The organism is Shimia sp., from assembly GCF_022448905.1.
Taxonomy (GTDB): Bacteria; Pseudomonadota; Alphaproteobacteria; order Rhodobacterales; family Rhodobacteraceae; genus Shimia.
The window spans coordinates 48,962-72,192 of sequence record NZ_JAKVCW010000016.1 but is presented as its reverse complement, the minus strand read 5'-3'; the positions used below and the strand labels follow the sequence as shown (position 1 = coordinate 72,192).

At 57.2% G+C, this 23,231-nt stretch carries 25 protein-coding genes and 1 tRNA gene; 10 read left to right on the top strand and 16 right to left on the bottom strand.

Annotated features, from left to right (window positions below; translation table 11 throughout):
- The first annotated feature begins 6 nt into the window (after positions 1-6).
- A complete protein-coding gene (locus MK208_RS17700) occupies positions 7-2,349 on the top strand; it encodes an ankyrin repeat domain-containing protein (RefSeq protein ID WP_294118797.1) in 2,343 nt (780 codons plus the stop codon).
- Positions 2,350-2,400: 51 nt separating this feature from the next.
- Here the strand turns inward: MK208_RS17700 and MK208_RS17695 are convergent, their stop codons facing one another.
- From MK208_RS17695 to MK208_RS17680, 4 genes are all read right to left on the bottom strand, one after another.
- Entirely contained in the window at positions 2,401-3,717 is a 1,317-nt protein-coding gene (locus MK208_RS17695) for a TRAP transporter large permease (protein ID WP_294118795.1), read from the bottom strand.
- A complete protein-coding gene (locus MK208_RS17690) occupies positions 3,714-4,298 on the bottom strand; it encodes a TRAP transporter small permease subunit (RefSeq protein ID WP_294118794.1) in 585 nt (194 codons plus the stop codon). The genes MK208_RS17695 and MK208_RS17690 overlap by 4 nt, the downstream gene beginning before the upstream one ends.
- A gap of 218 nt (positions 4,299-4,516) precedes the next feature.
- Positions 4,517-5,089: a hypothetical protein gene (locus MK208_RS17685; protein WP_294118793.1), complete on the bottom strand. Its 573-nt coding sequence runs from the start codon at positions 5,087-5,089 to the stop codon at positions 4,517-4,519.
- A gap of 341 nt (positions 5,090-5,430) precedes the next feature.
- Positions 5,431-5,516, bottom strand: a tRNA-Leu gene (locus MK208_RS17680).
- Positions 5,517-5,684: 168 nt separating this feature from the next.
- Here MK208_RS17680 and MK208_RS17675 point away from each other — a divergent pair.
- Positions 5,685-6,263 (top strand): YqaA family protein, encoded by a 579-nt coding sequence (locus tag MK208_RS17675; RefSeq protein WP_294118791.1) that lies wholly within the window; start codon positions 5,685-5,687, stop codon positions 6,261-6,263.
- Complete coding sequence (locus MK208_RS17670) at positions 6,260-6,727, top strand: disulfide bond formation protein B (RefSeq protein WP_294118789.1); 468 nt, start codon at positions 6,260-6,262, stop codon at positions 6,725-6,727. Before MK208_RS17675 ends, MK208_RS17670 begins: the two co-directional genes overlap by 4 nt.
- 23 nt (positions 6,728-6,750) lie before the next feature.
- Here the strand turns inward: MK208_RS17670 and MK208_RS17665 are convergent, their stop codons facing one another.
- Positions 6,751-7,176 carry an Lrp/AsnC family transcriptional regulator gene (locus tag MK208_RS17665; RefSeq protein WP_294118787.1) on the bottom strand — a complete coding sequence of 142 codons (426 nt, stop codon included), beginning with the start codon at positions 7,174-7,176 and terminating at the stop codon, positions 6,751-6,753.
- Between the two features lie 117 nt (positions 7,177-7,293).
- Between MK208_RS17665 and rocF the strand changes: the two genes are divergently transcribed.
- Entirely contained in the window at positions 7,294-8,220 is a 927-nt protein-coding gene (rocF, locus tag MK208_RS17660; protein ID WP_294118786.1) for an arginase, read from the top strand.
- Positions 8,221-8,238: 18 nt separating this feature from the next.
- Entirely contained in the window at positions 8,239-9,285 is a 1,047-nt protein-coding gene (locus MK208_RS17655; RefSeq protein ID WP_294118785.1) for an ornithine cyclodeaminase, read from the top strand.
- A 21-nt stretch (positions 9,286-9,306) separates the two neighbouring features.
- Here MK208_RS17655 and MK208_RS17650 read toward each other — a convergent pair whose 3' ends face one another.
- On the bottom strand, positions 9,307-10,065 hold the full coding sequence (locus tag MK208_RS17650; protein WP_294118783.1) for a DUF3445 domain-containing protein: 759 nt from the start codon (positions 10,063-10,065) through the stop codon (positions 9,307-9,309).
- Between the two features lie 166 nt (positions 10,066-10,231).
- On the opposite strand from MK208_RS17650, the gene MK208_RS17645 reads away from it, so the two are divergent.
- Positions 10,232-11,443 carry a bifunctional alpha/beta hydrolase/OsmC family protein gene (locus MK208_RS17645; RefSeq protein ID WP_294118781.1) on the top strand — a complete coding sequence of 404 codons (1,212 nt, stop codon included), beginning with the start codon at positions 10,232-10,234 and terminating at the stop codon, positions 11,441-11,443.
- A 330-nt stretch (positions 11,444-11,773) separates the two neighbouring features.
- On the opposite strand, the gene MK208_RS17640 is transcribed toward MK208_RS17645, so the two are convergent.
- Entirely contained in the window at positions 11,774-12,331 is a 558-nt protein-coding gene (locus tag MK208_RS17640; RefSeq protein ID WP_294118779.1) for a hypothetical protein, read from the bottom strand.
- A 165-nt stretch (positions 12,332-12,496) separates the two neighbouring features.
- On the opposite strand from MK208_RS17640, the gene purB reads away from it, so the two are divergent.
- The 3 genes from purB to MK208_RS17625 all read left to right on the top strand — a co-directional run bounded on the left by purB (position 12,497) and on the right by MK208_RS17625 (position 15,627).
- A complete protein-coding gene (gene purB, locus MK208_RS17635; RefSeq protein WP_294118777.1) occupies positions 12,497-13,801 on the top strand; it encodes an adenylosuccinate lyase in 1,305 nt (434 codons plus the stop codon).
- Positions 13,802-13,944: 143 nt separating this feature from the next.
- Entirely contained in the window at positions 13,945-14,481 is a 537-nt protein-coding gene (locus tag MK208_RS17630; RefSeq protein WP_294118776.1) for a tetratricopeptide repeat protein, read from the top strand.
- Between the two features lie 66 nt (positions 14,482-14,547).
- The gene (locus tag MK208_RS17625; protein WP_294118775.1) at positions 14,548-15,627 is read left to right on the top strand and encodes a FliG C-terminal domain-containing protein; all 1,080 of its coding nucleotides are present in this window, start codon (positions 14,548-14,550) and stop codon (positions 15,625-15,627) included.
- Between the two features lie 15 nt (positions 15,628-15,642).
- Here the strand turns inward: MK208_RS17625 and MK208_RS17620 are convergent, their stop codons facing one another.
- Positions 15,643-16,353: a DUF1223 domain-containing protein gene (locus tag MK208_RS17620; protein ID WP_294118774.1), complete on the bottom strand. Its 711-nt coding sequence runs from the start codon at positions 16,351-16,353 to the stop codon at positions 15,643-15,645.
- Between the two features lie 193 nt (positions 16,354-16,546).
- On the opposite strand from MK208_RS17620, the gene rpiB reads away from it, so the two are divergent.
- Positions 16,547-16,987 carry a ribose 5-phosphate isomerase B gene (gene rpiB, locus MK208_RS17615; protein ID WP_294118773.1) on the top strand — a complete coding sequence of 147 codons (441 nt, stop codon included), beginning with the start codon at positions 16,547-16,549 and terminating at the stop codon, positions 16,985-16,987.
- Between the two features lie 78 nt (positions 16,988-17,065).
- Here rpiB and MK208_RS17610 read toward each other — a convergent pair whose 3' ends face one another.
- The 8 genes from MK208_RS17610 to secD form a co-directional block, all read right to left on the bottom strand.
- Positions 17,066-17,617: a DsbE family thiol:disulfide interchange protein gene (locus MK208_RS17610; RefSeq protein ID WP_294118771.1), complete on the bottom strand. Its 552-nt coding sequence runs from the start codon at positions 17,615-17,617 to the stop codon at positions 17,066-17,068.
- Complete coding sequence (gene ccmD / locus MK208_RS17605; RefSeq protein ID WP_294118770.1) at positions 17,614-17,763, bottom strand: heme exporter protein CcmD; 150 nt, start codon at positions 17,761-17,763, stop codon at positions 17,614-17,616. Before ccmD ends, MK208_RS17610 begins: the two co-directional genes overlap by 4 nt.
- Positions 17,760-18,512: a heme ABC transporter permease gene (locus MK208_RS17600; protein WP_294118769.1), complete on the bottom strand. Its 753-nt coding sequence runs from the start codon at positions 18,510-18,512 to the stop codon at positions 17,760-17,762. The genes ccmD and MK208_RS17600 overlap by 4 nt, the downstream gene beginning before the upstream one ends.
- A gap of 90 nt (positions 18,513-18,602) precedes the next feature.
- Complete coding sequence (gene ccmB, locus MK208_RS17595; protein WP_294118768.1) at positions 18,603-19,259, bottom strand: heme exporter protein CcmB; 657 nt, start codon at positions 19,257-19,259, stop codon at positions 18,603-18,605.
- A complete protein-coding gene (gene ccmA / locus MK208_RS17590) occupies positions 19,256-19,876 on the bottom strand; it encodes a heme ABC exporter ATP-binding protein CcmA (RefSeq protein ID WP_294118766.1) in 621 nt (206 codons plus the stop codon). The genes ccmB and ccmA overlap by 4 nt, the downstream gene beginning before the upstream one ends.
- Positions 19,877-20,111: 235 nt before the next feature.
- A complete protein-coding gene (locus tag MK208_RS17585) occupies positions 20,112-20,483 on the bottom strand; it encodes an Mth938-like domain-containing protein (protein WP_294118764.1) in 372 nt (123 codons plus the stop codon).
- 86 nt (positions 20,484-20,569) lie between these two features.
- Positions 20,570-21,538: a protein translocase subunit SecF gene (secF, locus tag MK208_RS17580; protein WP_294118762.1), complete on the bottom strand. Its 969-nt coding sequence runs from the start codon at positions 21,536-21,538 to the stop codon at positions 20,570-20,572.
- 3 nt (positions 21,539-21,541) lie between these two features.
- Positions 21,542-23,203: a protein translocase subunit SecD gene (gene secD, locus MK208_RS17575; protein ID WP_294118760.1), complete on the bottom strand. Its 1,662-nt coding sequence runs from the start codon at positions 23,201-23,203 to the stop codon at positions 21,542-21,544.
- Positions 23,204-23,231: the final 28 nt, after the last annotated feature.

Sequence of the window (23,231 nt, the reverse complement as noted above, 5' to 3'; positions counted from 1 at the left end):
TGAAAATTGGATCAACTAGTAAAAGCCGCCTCCGCCGAAGATCTCTTTGCGCTGATCGACGCGGCACCAAATGACGTCCAAACCGGCCCGCTTGCAGGGCTGATGAAGGACGGCGATATTTCTGACCTGATGCTATCTGTGGCCGCCGGCGATTTTGACGCGGTGCGCGAAAACGCCAAAGTGGGCAGCGGCGTGAACTTTCAGGGCGCCTTTGGCACCAGCCCGCTGCTGTTTGCCGCCGCGCTGAAAGAGCCAACAATCTTCCGATTTTTGCTCGACAACGGCGCCCGGATTGACCTGAACCTCACCGCAGATGCCTCTGTTGTGACCTGGGCAGCACGCTATGGCTCGGTAGAAACCATGGCGGCGGTCATTGAAGCGGCCCTCAAACGGGAAGAGCGCTCCCACGCGATTTTCTATCAGGCGCTTGAAGGCGCGGCGCAGGCCCATGATCCGGCTGCAAAACTGGATCGTCTGGTCGGCTTTGGCTTCAATTTCATACTGCAAAGCCCACAAAAATGGGGGCCAATGCATGTCGCGGCCCGCTTGGGCAGTGTGGATGTCATCCAGAAGCTGGTCGGCTTTGGATTGGACGTTTCAGATCCGGGTGATGGTGGTCTCACACCATTGCATGTCGCCGTGGAAGCCTCAAACTACGAAACTCTCAAGGCCCTGGCGGCTCATGGCGCCGACTTGAACGCTCCGGCCAATCGTGGTGAAACACCAATTTTTTGCGCCACAAGCGATGACGGCGGACGTATGTTTGACGCGCTGGTCGAGATGGGCGCTGATGCGACCGCGCGACGGAAAGATGGCGGAACTATCCTGCACAAAGCAGCAGCGGCGGGCGATGTGCGCCTATTTGAGCGTCTGACTGGCAATGGCATTGGCCTGGAAGATAAGGACTCCAAAGGCAACACGGCGCTACACACGGCGTCTGCAGCCAGCCAGTTGGTGGCGATGCGGAAACTGCACGGATTGGGTGCAGATTTGGAAGCGCTGAATGCCCGTGGCGAAACGCCGATTTTCCTGACCATCAACGCGGACAATCCAGCAGCGTTCCGAGCGCTGGAAACCCTTGGTGCGGACTTGACCAAACACCGCAAATACGGCGCTAGCCTGTTGCATGATGCGGCACGGTGGGGACGTATGGAAGTGCTGCAAACCCTGCTGGAACGCGGCGTAAACGTGGATAGCAAAAACGAATTTGACGAAACGCCGCTGCATTTTGCGGCGAAATTTGGCCACGTCGAGGTGATCAAAAAACTGCATGAATTTGGCGCCAATCTGGAGGCTGAAAACAAGCAAGGCGAAACCCCGATTAACAGCTCAATGGAGGCTCTGGGCCGGGTGTCCTTTGCCACCCTTTCGCAGCTTGGCGCCAACACCAAGACACTCAACCGGTTTGGCGAAGGGCTGATTCACTCCTCCGCACGCTGTTCGGACTTCGAAATCTTTGAAAAAGTGATCGAAGAAGGTGTGGATGTAAACGCCACGTCCGAGATTGGCGAAGGCGCGTTCCACTACGCCGCGCGCTCGCCGTTGGCGCACAAGAAGTTCGAGGTGCTTACCCTCCTTGGCGCAGAAATCGAAGCCGAAGACGATCGCGGCCGCACCGCGATGCACTCCGCTGCGGAAGCCAAAAACATGCCAGGCATCAATGCGCTTTATGACATGGGCTTGAGCCCTGTGGCGCAGGACAAACAGGGCGTAACACCTCTGCATTTGGCCGCTGGCTCCAGCCGTTCCGAAGGCACCAAGGCGATCAAAACCCTGGTTGGCATGGGCGCAGATCCCAACGCCGTGGACAGCAACGGGCGCACGCCTTTGCACGCTGCCGCCGAATCCGGCCACGCCAGCAACATTCGCGCATTAATCAAGCTGGGCGCAAAAATCGACGTGGTGGATCCAAACAAGAACACCCCCTTGCACCTCGCGATCATTGCCGAGAAAAAAGACACCGCTGACGAGCTGTGCAAACAGGGTGCCAACATGGATGCGCGCAACGCGGATGAGCGTAACCCGCTGCACCTGGCCGGTCAGGCACAGACCCGACGCATGGCGCTGATCAATCTGTTGATTGACCGCGGGGCGGACATCAACTGGCGCACAGGTCTGGGTGAGACCGTGGCGCATATGATTGCCGAAGATGACGATCTGAAGCCGGTTGTTCTGATCCGTCATATGGAAGAGCTGGCGGACCTGGGTGTCGACTTCTACTTCCGCAACCGCAAAGGCCTCGGCGCGCTGCAAATTGCGCAAGAACACATCGAGAGCTTTGGCGAAGAGTGGGAACGTAAGAAGATCGCAGAAATCCGCAAGAAGCGCGGACGTGTCAGCAAGAAGTGATGCTTCAAGACTTAGAACGGGCGGCCACTTGGGCCGCCCTTTTTGTGTTCCCTACCCCGGAAGCAGGAACAGCGTGATTGCCGGGAAAGCCACCAACAAGATCACCCGGACAATGTCCGATCCCACAAACCAGATCACCGCCCGATAGGTCTCGACCATCGGGGTACTGCGATCCATTGCATTGATGATGAAGAGGTTCATGCCCACTGGCGGCGTGATCAACCCAACCTCAACCACGATCAGCACTAGAATACCAAACCAGATCGCAACATGTTCTGCGCTCATGCCAAAATCTAAGCCTAGGATCACCGGGAAGAAAATCGGCACGGTCAGGAGGATCATGCTGAGGCTGTCCATCAGGCAGCCAAACACCAAATAGAATGCTAGGATCAGGCACAGCACCATCCACGGCCCCAAACCAAGTCCAATCACCCAGTTGGATAGCTCCTGAGGCACCTGGCTCAGCGCGAGGAACCCGTTGTAGATACCTGCACCCAAAACAATAAAGAAAATCATCGCTGTGCTGGTCGCGGTGGAGATAATGCAGTCTTTCAGGATAGACCACGTCAAATTGCCTTTGACCAAGGCGATCAGGCCCGTGCCTGCCGCCCCCACAGCTGCGCCTTCGGTTGGGGTGAACCAGCCAAAGTAAATGCCGCCCACCACAGCGCCAAACACCAGAAGAACTGGCCAAACATCCAGAAGCGCACGATAGCGCTCTGCCATTGGCACGGCTGGCCGCGTGCCTGCCGCGTCTGGATACAGGCGCACATAGATTGAGATGGTCAGCATGTAGCCCAAAGCGGCCAAGATGCCCGGGATGAAGGCAGCCAGGAAAAGCTTGGCGATATTCTGTTCGGTGAGAATGGCGTAAATCACCAGGATCACCGAAGGCGGGATCAGGATGCCCAAGGTACCGCCCGCTGCCAAAGTCGCGGTGGAAAAGCCGCCCGAGTAGCCGTAGCGGCGCATCTCCGGCAGGGCCACGCGGCTCATGGTGGCTGCGGTTGCCAAAGACGAGCCACAGATCGCACCAAAGCCCGCACAAGCGCCAACAGACGCCATGGCAACGCCGCCTTTCTTATGCCCCAACCAGCTCTCCGCCGCTTTGAACAGTGCTTTGGACATGCCGGATTGGGTTGCGAACTGCCCCATCAGCAAGAACATCGGAATGATGGTCAGCGAGTAGCTAGAGAAAGTTGTGTAGGTCTCTGACTTAAGTTTGGCCAAAAACATGTTGGGATTGCCGGTGACCATGTAAAGCCCGCCCAATCCACAGAGCATCATCGCAAGCCCGATCGGAGCACGCAGAAAGATCATCACCAGCAGCACCGGAAACGACAGATAGCCCAGTTCCAAGTTCGTCATTTTGCCGTTTCTCCAATCGCGGTCATGGAGCCGCGCCCTGTCAGGGCCGACCATATGCGCATGGCCGCGCAGTATACTGATACCAATGAGGCGACACAGGCCGCTGCGAAGCTGGCGGCATAGGCCCACCAGACTGGAAACTGCAGCAGGAAAGTGGTTTCGCCATAGGCGTATTTGCTTTGCAACCCGGCAAACAGGCGCCAAGTGATCAGCACGATCACCGCCGCCAGGACACATTCCCAAAAGGCAATCAGATAGCGGTTGGCGCGCTGCGGCAGGAAATTGGTGAAGACATCCACAGTGGCATGGGCACCGTGCAGCTGACAGATCGGCAGAAAGGCAAAGATGGCAAAGGCCACTCCGGCTTCCAGCAACTCAAAATCGCCATTGACCGAGCCAACCCCCGACGTTTGAAGCCACGTGGCAAAGCCATTGGCGACGCTCTCCAAAAACGCGGTATGCGCCAGGGTACTGATGGAGCGCCCCAGAATACTCACACAAGTTAGTAGAATTAACGCGGTGAGCACCAAACCGCCTAGAATCGCTGTGCTCTGCGCAATGGCGCGGATCGCCCTGTGCATATTGCCTCTCCCCCTGCCCGACTGACGTTGTTCGGGCAACGTCACTCCAGTTGGGAAACAGTGCTAGGGGGACGAAGCCGTGTTTGCCAGCAATTTCACAAAACGGCGCGAAGTTTTTGAGCTTTCATACCAATTTAGGAAACGGGGCATAACCGAAACGAACAGCAAAAGCGCAGAGCCGGTAAGGCCTGCGCTTTTGTTTTTAAAGGTAGTAGGCGTCACAACCCTTCGACGTTCACCCCCACGGTGATCGTGCCAATGAACTCGCCTTCATGCATGATAGGCGCACTCACTTGGCTCAGATAAGTCTGACTGGATTCGTCAAACTCAACATCACCAAAATGAATTTCACCGGTGTCGTGCGGCACCTGCCATTTGGCTTCGTCCCCTTGAAAGTAGTCGGAGGTGATATTGCTCTGACCAACGTTCAAGCCGCGCCCATCGACGACAAAAATCTCGGAGAAGAGTTGCGGAGACTGGTTTTTGTAACCCTTAAGCTGTTCAGATAACGCGTTGTGCCAAATGCCATCAATGAACTCGCGCCCCTCGGCACTGCCCGATTGCCAAAGCGCATCCAGTTCGGCGACCTGATCATCCGAGTAACTTGCTGTCTCTGCATTTTGCGCAATGATCGCTGCGACCACAGCCGGATCGGTAACCCAACCCGAAATGGTTGAGTCAACCAGACTTGTCAGCGTATCGCTGTAAGGGTTTCCTGCCGTTGCAGCGCTTGCCATCACGCAAATAGCAGCAGTCGCGCTCAGAAATCTGTTCATCATGTGTCCTTGCATCGGTGGCATCTGCCAGAGCGGCTAACGCTCAAACATCGGCTTCAATTTGTTTACCGGTCAAAAAATTTGAGCTGAGAAAAATTACTGGAGTCTAAATTTGATTCTCGGGGGGGCTGAAGTGAATAGGAAAATCACACCAACGCAGGACAAACTCACATCAGGAATGAGCCCTTGCGCGTTGAATTCATGAGAAATTTCGAAACAAGTATTAAGTTCTTAAAATTTGAGGCAACCTATTGACGTTCACAATCAACAAGGGATGAAGCCTAGACTGCAACCCGCATAGGGTTTGCTGCACTGCAAAATTGAGCAAAGTTCAACTACTATTTCTGCTAGCGAGGTGGTGCCCAAGGAGAGACTCGAACTCTCACGCCCGTGAAGGCGGGGGATTTTGAATCCCCTGCGTCTACCATTCCGCCACTTGGGCCACGGGTTTGATTTAGCCAAGGATTTGAGGAAGGTCCAGCCTCAAAACGCATTCTTTTTGGCTTTGCGAAAATTTGCCTGCCCCTTAGCTCTCACGGATTATTTGCTTGCACTTCAAAGGCAAATGCCTAGGCAGGACTGAACGATAGACAGGCCAAAGAGACTTTTCATGCTGCAACGCCTTTATGACTGGACCATGCACTTGGCAGATCATCCGCGCGCGTTGTGGGCCTTGGCCATTGTCAGCTTTGCCGAAAGCTCGTTTTTCCCGATTCCACCAGACGTTTTGATGATTCCGATGATTCTGGCCCGTCCGAGCCGAGCGTGGCTGATTGCGTTGGTCGCGCTGGTGTCCTCAGTGATTGGTGGCTTGTTTGGCTACGCAATTGGCTTCTTCGCTTTCGAAACCATTGGGGAGCCAATTTTGAAGTCGCTGGGCAAGGCAGATGCAGTGGCGGAGTTCTCCACCCGGTTTAACGACTTTGGTTTCTGGGCCGTCCTGGGCGCTGGCATCACGCCTTTCCCTTACAAAGTCATCACCATCATGTCCGGGTTTACCCACATGCCTTTGGCGACATTTATGGCAACCTCAGTTCTGGCCCGCGGCATCCGATTCTTCCTGGTGGCGGCGCTGTTGCAAAAGTTCGGCGAGCCAGTGCGAGACTTTATCGAAAAACGCTTGGGCCTTGTCACCTCCCTGTTCCTGATCCTGCTGTTTGGCGGCTTTCTTGCGGTGAAATATCTATGAAACTGACACAAAAACTGGCCTATGTGCTTTTGACCGGCTTCTCAGTGGCAATGATCCTCGGGGCGTGGGGCTTTGAATTCATTGGCGAAATGCCGCCCTGCAAACTGTGTTACTACCAACGGTACCCGCATTGGGTGGCCGCAGCCGCCGGCCTGTTAGCAATCGTGACCGGCCTCGGGCTACTGGCCTATCTGGCAGCCGCTGGTGCGGCAGTGTCCGGGCTTGTGGGCCTCTATCACACCGGCGTTGAGCGCAAATGGTGGGAGGGGCCATCAACTTGCACCAGCTCTGATGTGTCCAATATGAGCGCGGATGATCTGTTTAACCAGATCATGTCCGCCCCGTTGGTGCGTTGTGACGAGATTCCCTGGGACCTCTTTGGACTCTCCATGGCCAACTACAACGCCCTACTGTCACTTGGCGCTGCGGGCCTCTGGGTCTTCGCCATCAAAAAACTAAAATAAATCAAATATTAACGCGCAATTTCTCAACCGGATTTGCGCGTTGACAGCAGTAAGTTGGTTTCACTTGTCGCAACCCCGTCGAGACGACGGATTTGCGTCAGCACGTCGTCCAGATGATCCAATGTATCGGTGCCAAGCTCCAGAATGAGGTCCCAACGCCCGTTGGTGCTGTGAATGGCGCGTACTGCAGTTAGCCCAGTTAACTGTCGCACAATCCGGTCGGTGCCGCGCCCTTCGATGCCCAGCATCATGAGACCACGCACCGGATCGCTTTTGGCGTCTTCCTGCAGGACCACAGTAAAGCCAACAATATCGCCGCGTTGACGCAAGCGTTCAATCCTGCCGCGCACCGTGGTACGGGACACACCAAGGTCGATGGCAAGATCCGACAATGACGCCCGTGCGTCATGGCGCAGCGCCGAGATCAGCTTCCGATCAATATCGTCCATATTGCACAGCCTTTACTGCCGAATTGAGAAAACACTGCCCGTTATGTGCAAATTGAGGGGTGTAAATCAACCCATTTCGGAAGGATTTTTTCCAAATCGCCGAACATGGGATCAAGAATGACACAGAAAAACTGCTTGTTGCTGGGCGCTCCGGTGGACAGTGGCAAACGTCGCCGAGGCTGCCTTATGGGACCCGACGCTTACCGCACCGCTCGATTGGGTGAAACTCTGCAAGACTTAGGCCACAGCGTTCAGGACCTAGGTAACCTGTCTCCTGCTCCGTTTGAGCCGGACGTGCAGGATCACGAGTTACACGCTCTCAATGAAACCGTTGCTTGGACCGCTGCGCTCACTGAAGCCGCAGAAAAAGCCATTCGGGACGGCTTCCCGATCTTCATGGGCGGCGATCACAGCCTGTCCGCCGGCACGGTGGCAGGCGTTGCTAATCATGCCGCCAGCCAAGGTCGTCCGCAATTTGTTCTGTGGTTGGATGCACATACAGATTTCCACACCCCGCAAAGCACGGACAGCGGCAATTTGCATGGCACGCCCGTCGCGTATTTCGCCGGTCGCGAAGGGTTTGACGCCTTTCCAAGTGTGAAAAACCCAGTGCCCGAAGAAAACATCTGCATGATTGGGCTGCGCTCGGTGGACGATGCGGAGCGGGAAACCTTGCAAGCCACCAAAATTCGCCGTCACGACATGCGTGAGATCGATGAAAACGGCATTGCACGGCCTCTCTCTGCTTTCCTGGACCATGTGGCGGCCCAGAACGGCATGTTGCATGTCTCGCTTGATGTCGACTTCCTCGATCCGTCTGTTGCGCCAGCCGTCGGGACCACAGTCCCGGGGGGCGCAACCGTCCGTGAAGCGCATCTGGTGATGGAGATGCTGCATGACAGCGGGCTGATGACCTCCCTCGATTTGGTGGAGCTCAACCCCTTCCTGGATGAACGCGGACGTACAGCCAAGCTGATGGTCGACCTGGCCGCCTCTGCCCTAGGCCGTCGTGTATTTGACCGCCCGACACGCAGTTTCTCGTAATTTTTGGGGATAAATCAAATGACACAACCCTCCGAAAAAGCCCTCGTTCCTTTCGTTTCCGTCGACAACATGATGCGTCTTGTGCACCATGTGGGCGTGGAGCAAATGCTCAAAGATCTGGCCGACTATGTCGAAGAAGACTTCCGCCGTTGGGAGCTGTTTGACAAAACCCCGCGCGTGGCGAGCCACTCAGATGTGGGTGTGATCGAGCTGATGCCGACTTCCGACGGTGAAGCCTATGGCTTCAAGTATGTGAACGGTCACCCCAAGAACACCGCCGAAGGACTGCAGACTGTAACGGCCTTTGGTCTGCTGGCGGACGTTTATACAGGCTATCCGGTTCTGCTCACCGAGATGACCATCTTGACCGCGCTGCGCACCGCCGCAACTTCGGCCATGGCGGCCAAGTACCTCGCGCCGAAAGGTGCCGACACGATGGCGATGATCGGCAATGGTGCGCAGTCGGAGTTCCAAACGCTTGCGATGAAAGCCATCATTGGACTGAAATCTGTACGTCTCTATGACAAAGACCCAGCGGCCACCGCGAAATGCGCAGACAACCTGACAGACAGCGGTTTGGAAGTTGTGGTTTGCAAAACGCCAGAGCAGGCCATTGAAGGTGCGCAGATCCTGACCACCTGTACCGCCGACAAACAATACGCCACCATATTGAGCGACAACATGGTGGGCGCCGGTGTGCACATCAACGCGATTGGCGGGGATTGTCCGGGCAAGACGGAACTGGCCAAGGGCATTCTAGAGCGTTCTGACGTGTTTGTGGAATTCCCTGAACAGACCCGCATTGAAGGCGAAATCCAGCAGATGGACCCGGATTTTGCAGTCGCCGAGCTCTGGCAGGTGATTACGGGCGAGAAACAGGGCCGCCGCGACGCACGGCAGATCACCCTATTTGACAGTGTTGGCTTCGCCATCGAGGACTTCTCTGCCCTGCGCTACATCCGCGACAAGGTGGCTCAGACACCGTTTCACGAAGATTTGGACATGCTGGCTGACCCCGACGATCCGCGAGATCTGTTCGGCATGGTGCAGCGGGCAAAAGCCTGAACCGTTGTGGCGTCCGCTGCCCTATTGGGCCGCGGGCGCTTGCATCACTTGCTCGCGTCGTACCATGAAGGTGTGGATTGAGAACACCACTGCGTCTGTTTTGGGCAAGCGCAGAATGCATTGCTTTTCGGAGCGCAGATACGCGCCGGTCGTTGCGGGCACCGGATCCCGCGGTGCATCTTCCGGGCGTGGTGTGAACAGCGATGGATCGTCATACCAAAGGGCGTTTTTGCGCCACAACGGGCGCCCGGCCCGCACACCATCAAACAAGCGCTGCACCCGTTTGGCGATGTTGTCGTCATACTCCGCCACTGGCACATGAATGCCAATCAGCGGGCGCATGAATTTCTCCGACAAGGTCCAGCTGGCGGGAAAGCAAAGCACGGCGCCGGTGAGCACATGTTCATCGCCAACCTTCTGCATCAAAAAGATGTCTTCCTGAATAATCTGTCCAAGCGTGCGCAGTGGCTGCGCTCGATCTATGGCAACGACACGCCCATCAGGACAGCGTACCGCTTGCCGGCCAACATCGAAATCCGCTCGGCTCGCCAGTTGGTCCAAGGCCAAATCCAGCACTTCCTGCGCCGCCGGCACCGCGTCTTCCGCCAAGGCCGACACAAGATCAGGTTCTTCTGATAACAGCTTGCAACGCAGCGACATTTGCGCGGCGTAAGCATCATCTATGATGAGCCATTCGTCAGAATCAAGTGGGGCAATGCCAGGCAGCGGCCGCTCCGCCAGCGCGTCGTAGGGAATAGATGTCTGCAAGATTTCTTTCATGACACCAGCCGTAGCGCAGCCAAGCCGCGATGACATCAACAATCTTGCATGCCGCGACACGATGCCAATCTCTCGTTAAGTCACCTTGCCGTGAGACTCTGTCGCAATCGCTTTGCTCTGTCGGTCATTCAGCCCACATTGGGACAACACGACAGAGGAGCGCCGCATGCCCACCGAACGCATCACTTTTACTGGCCACGCTGGCGATACGTTAGCCGCGCGGCTTGATTTGCCTGAGGGACCACATCTCGCGACTGCAGTGTTTGCACATTGCTTTACCTGCTCCAAAGACATTCCCGCGGCACGACGGATTGCGGCACGTCTGGCCACGATGGGGATTGCGGTTTTGCGGTTCGATTTTACTGGGCTCGGACACTCCGACGGCGAATTTGCCAACACGCATTTTTCCAGCAACGTCGCCGACTTGGTTGCGGCGGCGGCATACCTCGAAGACCGCGGCATGGCCCCCGACTTGCTGGTTGGGCACAGCCTCGGCGGTGCGGCCGTTTTGCGCGCAGCGACGCAAATCGACACGGCAAAAGCTGTTGTCACCTTGGGCGCGCCCTCTGATCCTGCGCACGTCGCGCATCAGTTTGACACACATACCGATCAGATCACCTCCGAAGGGCAAGCCACGGTCACTCTGGGCGGTCGGCCGTTTGAAATCAGGAAAGCCTTTCTCGAAGACATCTCCAATCAGAACCTCAGCAAGTGCATTGCCAGCTTGAACAAGGCACTGCTTGTCCTGCACGCGCCTCGCGACGCTACGGTCAGCATCGAGAACGCAGCCCAGATTTTTGAGGCTGCCAAACACCCGAAAAGCTTTGTCACCCTGGACAACGCCGATCATTTGATCACCAATCCCAAAGACGCGGAATACGCCGCGGAGGTGATTGCTTCCTGGGTTGGGCGGTATCTGACACTGACCCCGCCTGCCCCGCCTCCTGGTGCGCCAGAAGGGGTTGTGCGCGTGTCAGAAGCAAACCCAGCGGGATTCTTGCAAGACGTGAACGCTGGACCGTTTCATCATGCCCTGGCGGATGAGCCACTGGCCTATGGTGGTAGCAACCGTGGTATGACGCCTTATGGTTTTTTGTCAGCAGGCCTCGGCGCCTGCACATCCATGACCATCCGCATGTATGCCCGGCGCAAAAACTGGCCGCTGGATCATGTTTGGGTGGATGTGTGCCACAACAAAATCCACGCAGCAGACGCCGAAGCCCCCGCTGGGCAGAAGGTGGACCAGTTTCGTCGCAAAATTCACTTGGAGGGCGCGCTCACCCAAGAGCAGCGCGCCCGGTTGTTGGAAATCGCGGACCGCTGCCCTGTGCATCGCACTTTGGAACAATCCAGCGAAGTGGTCACGCAACTGGCGTGACCACTTACCTTACCGTCGCGGCGACGGACGTGGCGCGGGGCGAGGCGTCGGTCGTGGCCGCGGGGTTGGGCGTGTGACCGGAGGGCGCGGCGCAATCGGGTGCACCGGGCGTTCCGGTGGACGCTCAATCGGGTGTTCCGGACGCGGCGGACGCTCCGGGCGTGGCGGATATGGACGGTAATAGTAATCGTTCCACATCATCGAGTCATAATAGGCACCTGTGTACCCACTTCCGCCTGTATTTTCACAGGCAGTCAGCAACATAGCTCCGGTCGCCAGCGCGGCGAAAAGTTTCAAAGGTCTCTGAAAAGACGTCATAATCCGGCCTCCCTAACGCGCTTTGATCGAAGTGAGAATGGCGTTCACGTCAGCCAGGGCGCTTTGGTCAAAGCCCTGAGCCATAATGGTCAACGCCACCACGACCCGACCGTTTTTGATGTCGAGCATGGTCACATTGAACGACACAGGCCGCCCGTCCCGCCGCCCGGTGCCGGTGATCACCGTGGCCGGATAGTTGCCAACACGCCGATCCTCAGCGCTCAGAATTTCTGTGGTTTTGGCCAGTTGACCACTCAAACCGCGGGCATATTCCTTGGCATCTTCCAGCGAGCGGAACCGTGGCGGCGAAATCAGCCCAACCCAGACGCCATGGTCGCTTTCCGGTTCCAATCCGAACACACGTTCCACAGCGCGGATGTCTTCATCCCCGTCGGGAGAAAGCTCTCGCGGGCCACCCACGCGCAGTTTCCAGAAATCAGGCACAGCCACCTGAAACACATTGCGGGATTGATCGCTGTAGACCACCTGTGTGTCCGCTTGCACCGCAATGGGCGCGGCCCAAAGCGCAGCACTCAGGAGCAGGCCGCCCAGCCTCAACGTCTTATGCATAAATGCCTCCAGTAAAATATCACGGCCATAGGACACACAATCTTAGCGATTGTATAGAGTGTTCCGGAGGAAATCGCCGCATCGCAGCGTGAAAACCTTGCTGTTTTGGGTTGCACCGTCTAAACGGGCCGCGACCCCATTATCTAACAATGCAAGGCTGAGATTATGATCCCGCGCTATGCCCGCCCCGATATGGTTGCCGTTTGGTCGCCTGAAACCAAATTCAAAATCTGGTACGAGATCGAGGCACATGCCTGTGACGCACAGGCCAAGCTAGGTGTGATCCCGCAGGAAAACGCGGATGCGGTCTGGAAAGCCAAAGACGTTGAATTTGACGTCGCACGCATCGACGAAATCGAAGCCGTGACCAAGCATGACGTGATCGCGTTTTTGACCCACCTGGCCGAGCATGTTGGTTCTGAGGAAGCGCGCTTTGTTCATCAGGGTATGACCTCGTCGGACGTGCTGGACACCTGCCTGAACGTGCAGCTTGTGCGCGCAGCCGACATCCTGTTGGCCGATCTGGACAAGGTACTGGCAGCGTTGAAAAAACGTGCGTTTGAGCACAAAGACACCCTGCGCGTTGGCCGCTCCCACGGCATCCATGCTGAGCCAACCACCATGGGCCTGACATTTGCGCGTTTCTACGCTGAGATGGACCGCAACAAAGCCCGCCTGCAGCAAGCGCGTGAAGAGATCGCCACCGGCGCGATCTCCGGCGCGGTGGGCACTTTTGCCAACATCGATCCCGCCGTGGAAGAGCACGTCTGTGAGCAGCTGGGCCTGACCCCTGAGCCGATCTCCACACAGGTGATCCCCCGTGACCGTCACGCCATGTTCTTTGCCGTGCTGGGCGTGATTGCCTCGTCGATCGAAAACATCGCTGTGGAAATCCGTCACATGCAGCGCACCGAAGTGCTGGAAGGCGCAGAATTCTTCTCCATGGGCCAAAAAGGCTCCTCGGCGATGCCACACAAGAAGAACCCTGTTCTGACCGAAAACCTGACTGGTCTGGCCCGACTGGTGCGTATGACCGTGATCCCAGCGATGGAAAACGTTGCCCTGTGGCACGAGCGGGACATTTCCCACTCTTCCGTGGAGCGCGGCATTGGCCCGGACGCCACTGTGACCTTGGACTTCGCCCTGAACCGTTTGGCCGGTGTTGTCGACAAGATGTTGATCTTCCCAGAGAACATGCTCGACAACATGAACAAATTCCCGGGTCTGGTGATGTCTCAGCGCGTTCTTCTGTCTCTGACACAAGCCGGTGTTTCGCGCGAAGACGCTTATACAATGGTCCAGCGCAATGCGCTCAAAGTTTGGGAAGAGCGCGTGGACTTTCAGGAGCAGCTTCTGGCGGACGCCGATGTTGTGGCCGCTCTGGGTGTTGATGGCATCAACGAGAAGTTTGACATGGGCTACCACACCAAACACGTCGACACGATCTTTGCGCGTGTTTTCAAAGACTAACGCGGCGGCATAAAACCATCAAAAGGCGTATCCATCCGGGTGCGCCTTTTTTGTTTCTGCAATCTGACAGCTCCGTGATTTTTGCATCCGAAGGTGCCGTGATACCGTATCCGCAGAGAGTTTTCTTTTGAGTGGAGTTCCTCATGACTTTGACGCGCGGATTGATTTCGATTGCATTGGCGACCACATTGGCCAGCCCTCTCTGGGCAGCGGGCAGCGGCTCATCAGAGCCAAAACCCAAAACCGTGACTTGTACCAAGGGCAATGTGTTTAGCGAAAGCAAAGGCAAATGTGTGCCGCAACAGGACAGCTCTTTGACGGACCAAGATCGCATCGAGGAACTGCGGGCACTGGCCTACGCGGGGCGCACAGCGGAAGCGCAGGCAGTATTGGCAACGTTGACTGACCAAAACTCAGACCAAGCGCTGACCTATTGGGGCTTTACACATCGCAAACTTGGGAATGTGGATGCCGGTTTGATCTTCTACGACACAGCATTGAAACAGAACCCAAATAACCTGTTGGCGCGCTCCTACCTGGGGCAAGCACATGTGGAGTCGGGTCGACTAGATCTTGCGCGGCTGCAACTGAAGGAAATCCGGGATCGTGGCGGTGACGGCGGCTGGCCGGAAGCCTCGCTGGCGGAAGCCATCCGGACCGGCACAACTTTCAACTATTAACCAACTTCTTCAGGGTTTCTTTAGGCTTGGGTGATTGATTGGCGCTCAAGACATATGGAGACCTTGATGGACAATGCGATTCCTTTGGCGCCGCTGGGTGGCGTCGATGACATGCCGAGCTTCGGTGGCATGCGCAAAACCAATCTCTCCCGCCCGCAGAAAGCGGCCATTATTGTTCGGTTTCTGCTCAACGAAGGGGCGGAACTCGCGCTGGCGGAACTGTCTGATGATCATCAGGCAGACCTGACCTATATGATGGGTGACATGGGCTATATCGATCGGGAAACCCTGGCAGATGTGCTTATGGAGTTTGCCCAAGAGCTTGAGTCGATTGGTCTCTCCTTCCCCAATGGCATCTCCGGCGCGCTCAGCGTGCTGCAAGGGCAGATCAGCCCAATGACCGAGGCCCGCCTGCGCCGAGAGGCGGGTGTGCGCATGATTGGCAACCCATGGGCCCGCATCAAAGAACTCTCCACCCAGGAATTGATCGAGATGGTCGATGGCGAGAGCATCGAAGTTTCCGCGGTTTTGATTTCCAAACTGCCAGTGGACAAAGCTGCAGAGGTGCTTGCCAAGCTGCCGGGCGACAAGGCCCGCCGCATCACCTTTGCCATGTCAATGACCGAAAGCATTACGCCGGAAGCGGTGGATCGCATTGGCCTGACACTGGCCTGTCAGATCGAAGACCGTCCGCCAAAAGCCTTCAAAGAAGGCCCGGAAGATCGCCTGGGGGCCATCCTCAACAGCGCTTCAACAGCTACGCGTGACGAGGTTCTGGGCTCGCTGGACGAAAAAGACGCCGAGTTTGCCGATGCCGTACGCCGTCGGATCTTCACCTATGCGCATATCGCGACACGCGTGAAGCCACTGGATGTGCCGAAACTGACCAAAGACATCGACGAAGGTGCGCTTGTCACCGCCATGGCCTACGCCACCGAAGGCGACTTTGGCATGTCGACCGAGTTCATCTTGTCCAACATGTCCGGCCGGATGGCAGATCAACTGCGTGAAGCGATCGGTGATCGTGGCAAGGTGAAAACCAAAGAAGCCGAAGCCGCCATGTCAGAGGTCACCAAAGCAGTGCGCGAACTGGTCGAACTTGGCGAGATCGAACTCATCTCCGAAGAGGATGACGACGACGAATAAACCTCGTTACGTCAATTACTTGATACGCGCGGCGGTCTCAATGGGGCCGCCGTTTTCATGTTGGATGAGCACCACAATTGGTGCGTCACCTTTGACACGCACACTGGTTGAGAGGTTACTGCGCCCGTTCCAGTCTTTCACCGTCTCCCACTCGGACACGATGTTGGCGTAGGTCAAAACACGGCCAGCGTTTTCACCGCGTTTGATGGAGACTTTCTCGGCCGACTTGTAGCGTATCACGTGCACCTGCATCGGGGCAGGCTTGTCTGCAGACGCTTTGATGCGAAGCTGATTGCCGTCCCGTGTGATAGAGAGATCCACCGCAGAGCTGCCTTTGAGATGGGTCTTAATCAATCCGTCAACTTTGCCCGGATGGGTACCAACCACGTGGTCCTTGCCGTTCACGATCATCTGCGGTGTGTAGACAGACCGGTGGCCTGCGGCACGGGCATAGGTGTGTTGACGCTCGGTGTAGGCCGGGTCCGCATGGATGTCTTTCCAGCCGATATAATCCCAATAGTCGACATGAAAGGCCAGCGCGATCACATCATCGCGCCCCGCCAACTGCTTATGGAAGTACTCATCCGCTGGAGGACAGCTGGAACAACCTTGCGAGGTATACAGCTCCACCACGACGGGTTTGATCTCTGCCATCACCGGCATCGCCAGTCCAAGCCACAAAGCCGCGAGCGCGCCCGTTGTGCGGATGCCAATCTTTCCGATCATACCGAAGTCCATTCCATTGAGTGTGTCCCCGAAGACCGTTTTATGCGCACATGACGTGACATGCCAATCAAGGTTTCGCGAGAAAGAGTGAGCGTCACTTCGCGACCTCAGGCCCAAGGCGACAGAGGCCAATTGCACTTGTTTGCCTTTGCCCCTATGGACGGGCCAACACTCACAAAAAGGTCTGCCACCTATGTCTGCCACCAAACGCATCGTGCTTTCCAGCGACCACGCCGCCATCAACCTGCGCCAAGCTGTTGCCACTCATGTTACCGCCAAGGGCTATGAAGTGGTTGACATCGGCCCCACCACCACCGAGAGCACCCACTACCCGCTGCACGGCAAAGCCGCAGCGGAGCACGTGGCTTCTGGCGAGTGTGATCTGGGCATCATCCTCTGTGGCACCGGACAAGGCATCATGATGGCAGCCAACAAAGTGCCTGGCATCCGTTGTGGCGTGTGCTCGGACACATTTTCCGCCACGATGATCCGTGCCCACAACAACGCCAACATGCTGTCGATTGGCGCTCGGGTTGTTGGTGAAGGTCTCGCACTGGAAATTGTTGACGCATACTTGGACGCCGAATTTGAAGGCGGTCGCCACGGCACCCGTGTGGACATGATTGAAGGCTAAGGCCCCAGCACTTAAAAAGAAAAGGCCTCGGTGTGTTTCAGCTGTCGAGGCCTTTTTTGTTTTCTTCAGTATGGATCTTTAGTTCAAAGCTTCAAGCGCGGGCCGGATGCGGCCTTCAACTTCGCGTTCGGTCACCGGACCTGCGATGCGCAAAAGCACATTGCCGTCGCCATCAATCAGATAGGTCTCTGGCACACCATAGACACCCCAATTGAGCGCCATGCGGCCCGTGGTGTCAGCCCCGCCTGCGGTGTAGGGATCACCCAATTCTTCCAGGAAACTCAGCGCGTTACCTGCCGCGTCCTTGTAGTTCACCCCCAAAATGGTCAGCCCCTCGGCTTGCAACTGCATCAAGTTGGGATGCTCCACACGGCACGGCCCACACCAGCTGGCCCAGAAGTTCACCAGGGTTGGCTTGCCGGTGCGCAAAGCACTGTCATCCCACATCTCTTTGTCGCCCAGCATGGTGATTTGAACGTCTGGCGCTTGTTCCCCAACCAGAGCGCTTGGCAGCTCGTTTGGGTTTTCGCGCTGCATGCCCAAAAGGAACATCGCTGCCAATCCCGCAAAGAGCAGCGGCGGCAGGAACATCAGCGGCGAGACTTTTTTCTTGGCTGGAGTGTCGCTCATTTGCGGCGCCCTTCCACATCGTCCAGCTCGGCACGGGCTTTGCGGGCGGCACGCAGGCTCCACCAGATCAGACCCACAATCAGCAACAGCGACACTGCGTAAGACGACAAAACCGTGTCCGCGTATTTTCCCAGATCTGGCATCATGCCATGCGCTCCCGTGCCAGCAGCGCGCGGGTGCGCCGCTTGTGAATTTCCGTGCGGGTGCGCAACAGCACCAGCGCAATGAAGAAAAGGACAAAGCCAATGATGCACATCATCAACGGGTAAAAGAACACGTTGGAGACCTTCTCCTCGGTGTCGGTGCCTGTCACCGCCCCTGCCCGCATGATCGAGGCGCCCTGATGCAGCCCCTGGTTCCAGAAGTTCACCGCATAACGGCTCAGCATGGCAAAGACAGAGCCCACAATACAGAGCACAGCAGTAAGGTCAGCGGCGGTATCCGGGTTATCGATCGCCTCCCAAAGCGCGATATAGCCCAGGTAAAACAAGAACAGGATCAGGAACGATGTCAGTCGCGGGTCCCAGGCCCACCAGGTGCCCCACATCGGCTGTCCCCAGACCGCGCCGGTCCAAAGCGCAATCAAGGTCATGACCACGCCCACAGGTGCTGCAGCTTTGGCCGCCAGAGCGCTCACGTGGTGACGGCGTACCAGCCAGATCAACGAGGTGACCAGCATCATGAACCAGATGTTGATTGCCATCAGGGCAGACGGCACATGCAGGTAGATAATTTTTACAGTGGCCCCCTGACGATAATCGTCCGGTGTAAAGAAAAATCCCCAGACCAATCCGACAATCGTTGCGATTGCGGCTAAAACGGCTACCGGCATCAGAAACCGCGACACGGTTTGGCTGAACTTCACCGGATTGGCATATTCCCAGATCGATCCCATGAGGGTGTCCTATCTTGTCGTCGTCAGTTGTGCACTTCACTTCCATGAGAGCACCATTGTTGCCTTGATATGGGTTAAGCGGTCCGCGCGCTAGCGCAGATTCATCCGCAACACCAAGGCGCTTGCAAAAGGCAAAAGCGCGATCACGCCGAAGGTGATCCCCGCCAGCATCAGCAAGGGCGTGGTGATGTCTTGACCTTCCGCGCCGCGTCTTGCCAGCTCTGCGCCAAAAATCAGCGTCGGCACGTAAAGCGGTAAAATCAAAAGAGAAAGCAGCAGTCCGCCTCGCTTGATGCCCACTGTTAATGCCGCGCCAAAGGTACCAATCACGCTGAGTGCGGGTGTGCCCAAAGCCAGTGATGTCACCAGCCAGACAAAGCCTTGGGGTGGCAGGTTGAGCAGCACGCCAAAGACCGGGGCTGCGACCACAAGCGGCACCCCCGTGGTGAGCCAATGGGCCAGTGCCTTGACTGAGACCACGCCTTCCAGCGGCAGCGGCGATGTGGCGACCAGATCAAGCGTGCCGTCCTCCCAGTCCAGCGCCAGAATGCGGTCCAGCGACAGCAGGCAGGCCAGCAAGGCGCCAAGCCACAAAACACCGGGGGCGATCTTGGTCAGAAGGCCACTGTCTGGGCCTACTGAAAAGGGCACAAGTATCACAACAATCAGAAAAAACGCGATGCCGAGGCCAAAGCCGCCACCGGCGCGAAAAGCCAGTTTCAAGTCGCGCAAAAGCAGGGCCTTCATAGGAACGCCTCATCATAGCCGCTGACCGGCGCGTCGCCTTGTTTGGCGCGGAACGGGCCCACGTCCAGCACAGTCACGTCCAAACCAAGGTCAATATGGGTGGCCAGCAAGGCGCTGCCGCCGCCTGCCAAATGCGCCCGCACAGCATCGGCAAAGAGTTGCACGGATGCCGTGTCCAAAGACACGGTGGGCTCGTCCAACACCCAGATTGGGCGGCCGGTCACCAGAAGGCGCGCGAGGCCCAAACGCCGCTTTTGACCGGCGGACAGACTGCCTGCCAGGCGGTTACGCAAATCAACAAGATCAAAGGCTTGAATGGCTTTTTCAATGTCCGACTGGGCAAAGACTTCCGCCCAGAACCGCAGGTTTTCCTCCACGGTCAACATGGATTTTAACCCATCGCTGTGCGCGGCGTAGGCCACCGCCTCTTCCGGTGCGTCTACTTCGCCTTTGAAAGGCGGTTGCAGGCCGGCGACCGTGCGCAAGAGCGTGGTTTTGCCCACGCCGTTTGGGCCTTTTAAGATCAGCGCCTGACCGGAGGCAACCTCTAAGGTCAGCCCCTCCAAAACCGCCACGCCGCCGCGGGCCACGCTGACATCTTTGACACGTAAAATCATGTTCTGAGGCTTACCCCATCCCCTTGGCTGGCAAAAGGATTAACCTTTTGAACCCGCTGAATTTCGACGTCGGTATAGCGTCTGTATCGTGGCTGTATCGCGGAGGTGGGGGTGCGCACCTTAACCTAAATCAAAGAGCGTAAACGCAACGCACGTTGCACAACTCCAATTTTCTCATTCCCAAAATATCCCGGGGAGGAATTGGCCGCCTACGGCCAAGGAGGGGCAGCGCCCCTCACTCTTTCGCAGTGTCTTCAACCGGCAACATCACCGCCGCCACGCGCCGGCCCTCACTGACCAGAACGTTGTAGGTGCGGCAGGCGGAGGGCGAGGCCATCGGCTCCACCCCAATCCCCGCAGCTTCCAAGGTTTCGCGAAACGCGCTGTGCACCGGGGCCATGTTGGTGCCCGTGCCCATCAGGACAAAGTCGATCTCATCTTTGAGGGCCAAGACCGACTCCACGTCCTCATAGCCTGCCCAGCTGCGCGCGCCTTTGGAATGGATGATGGCCCCGCCCTTGATGATTTCGCCGCCGATGCGGAAAAAGCCGGGGCCGTAGCTGTCGATGGGAATTGCATCCTCATAGGTCACTTCGGTCATCTGCATCGCACGTCCTCCCGCGTCATAAGCACTTTCACGGATGTCTCAAAAGACTTCGGGCGCCCCATTTGTGGGACGCCCGAAAGTTTGGATTATGCGTCGATGTCAGCAAACTTGTTGCCAGCGGTGTTGGCCTGCTTGGACCAATCGCGCTTCACGCCAAGTTTCAACAACGCGGCGGAAGCGATAAAGACCGAGGAATAGGTCCCGACAATCACACCCCAGATCATGGCAAAAACAAATCCACGGATCACGTCCCCCCCCAACACAAACAACGAGATCAGCGCCAGCAAAGTGGTGGCGGAGGTCATCACGGTCCGGCTCAGGGTTTCGTTGATCGAGAGGTTCAGCACCTCTTTCAGATCCATCTTCTTGTACTTACGCAGGTTCTCACGCACACGGTCAAACACAACCACGGTGTCGTTGAGCGAGTAGCCCACAATGGTCAACAGCGCCGCAATGATAGCGAGGTCAAATTTGATCTGCAGTTCGGAGAACACACCGATGGTCAGCACCACATCGTGCACCAAGGCCATCACAGCCCCCACCGCAAACTGCCACTCAAAGCGCAGCCAGATGTAGACAAGCACCGCGCCAATCGCGAGCAGAACGGCGATCACGGCGGTGGTGATCAACTCGCCGGACACTTTGGGACCCACGGATTCCACGGACACAAAGGTGATGTCCGGTGCAACGGTTTGCAGCTGTGCCTCAACTTTGCGGATCATGTCGGCGGTGACCGCTTCTTCGCCTTCTTGGGCTTGGATACGGATCATGGTGACGTTTTGATCTTCTTCAAAGGTCACATCGAACACTTCGGTGATCGAAATGTCGCCCAGTTCCAACGGCTCCAGCGCGGCGCGGTAATCTGCGATCACCACTTCCTGTGCGCTTTCGGTCCGGATTGTGGTGCCGCCCTTAAAGTCGATGCCGAAGTTCAGTCCCTGGATGAAGAAGCTTACCAGAGCCGCCACCATCAGCGCGCCGGAGATGCCAAGCCAGAGCGTTGGGCGGGAGAAGAAATCCCATTTGGTCTCTTGGGGAACAAGTCTCAAACGCATGGCTTATACCTCGATTGTCTTGGGACGGCGGCGTTCAAACCACATCACGATCAGCACGCGCGTCACAAAGATCGCGGTGAAGACCGAAGTGAGGATGCCAAGGCCGAGCGTGATGGCAAAGCCGCGCACCGGGCCGGAGCCCACGGCAAAGAGGATCACAGCGGTGATGAAGGTGGTGATGTTGGCGTCCAGAATGGCCGACAGGGCTTTTTCATAGCCAAGCTCGATGGCACGGGCTGGGCCTTTTGCCGATTTCAGCTCTTCGCGGATCCGCTCAAACACCAGCACGTTGGCGTCCACCGCCATACCGATGGTCAAAACGATACCGGCAATGCCTGGCAAAGTCAGCGTCGCGCCGATGAGCGACAGCAGACCAAAGATCAGGCCGACGTTCAGGATGAGCGCGATATTGGCAAAGACGCCAAAGGTTCCGTAGCTGAGGAACATAAAGACCAGCACGCCGACAAAGGCGACGATACAGGCAATGCGACCCGCCTCGATGCTGTCTTGGCCGAGCTCTGGCCCAATGGTGCGTTCTTCCAAGAAGTTCAGCTCCGCTGGCAGCGCCCCTGCGCGCAGCAGCACGGCGAGGTTGGTGCTTTCTTCGACAGAGAAACGCCCGGTGATGATACCGGAGCCGCCAGGAATGTGGCTTTGGATCACAGGGGCGGAAATCACCTCATCATCCAGCACAATCGCAAACGGGCTGCCGATGTTCTCTGCAGTGTAATCGCCGAACTTACGTGCCCCAGTGGGGTTGAAACGGAAAGACACAGCCGGACGGTTGTTCTGATCAAAGCTTGGCTGCGCATCCACCAGCTCTTCGCCGGTCACAACCGGGGCGGCTTCGACAATGTAGAACACGCCCTCTTCGTCAATCGACGGCAGCACTTTGTTGCCTGCACCGGCCGGCGCGTCCGCGTCAGAGGTGCGGCTTACAACCGGGTTGAATGTCAGCTGCGCGGTGGTGCCAATGATCTCTTTCAACTCAGAGGCAGAGCCAATGCCCGGCACCTGAATGAGGATACGATCGGAACCCTGACGTTGAATGGTCGGCTCACGCGTACCCACTTCGTCGATCCGGCGGCGGATGATTTCCAGCGCCTGCTGCACTGTGCGCTCATCGGAGGCGAGTTTCTCCGCGTCTGACAGCTCCACGATGATCATGTCGCCTTCGGTGCGGACCAAAATGTCGCTGGCCCCTGCCCCGGTAAGCGAGGTCACCGGACGCGACAGACCACGCACGAGGCTGGCGGCCTCCTGAATGGCTTCGGGCTTGGAAATTTTGAAGCGCAGCTCCGTATCTGGGCCCGGTTGCTGGCGAATGGTGCCGATGGTGGCGCGCTCGCCGCGCAGCAGGTCGCGCACTTCCGGCCAGAAGCTGGTCATGCGGGCGGCATAGACATCCTCGACCTGTACTTCGGCCAGAAGATGCGCACCGCCGCGCAGATCAAGACCCAGGTTCACCAGACGGGACGGCAGGAAAGACGGCCACATCGCCGCCTGCTCCTCCAGCCCGTTGCCGGAAGCCCCCATTTCGATCGCCGCGACGGCGTCATTATGGGCCTCAACCCTCGGATAAAACGCGTTTGGCATGGCCAGAAGCAGGCCCACCACACAGGTGAGCCAGATCAGGACCCGTTTCCAAAGGTCAATTTGCAGCATGTCAGATGCCCTGTTGGTCTTGTTTTTG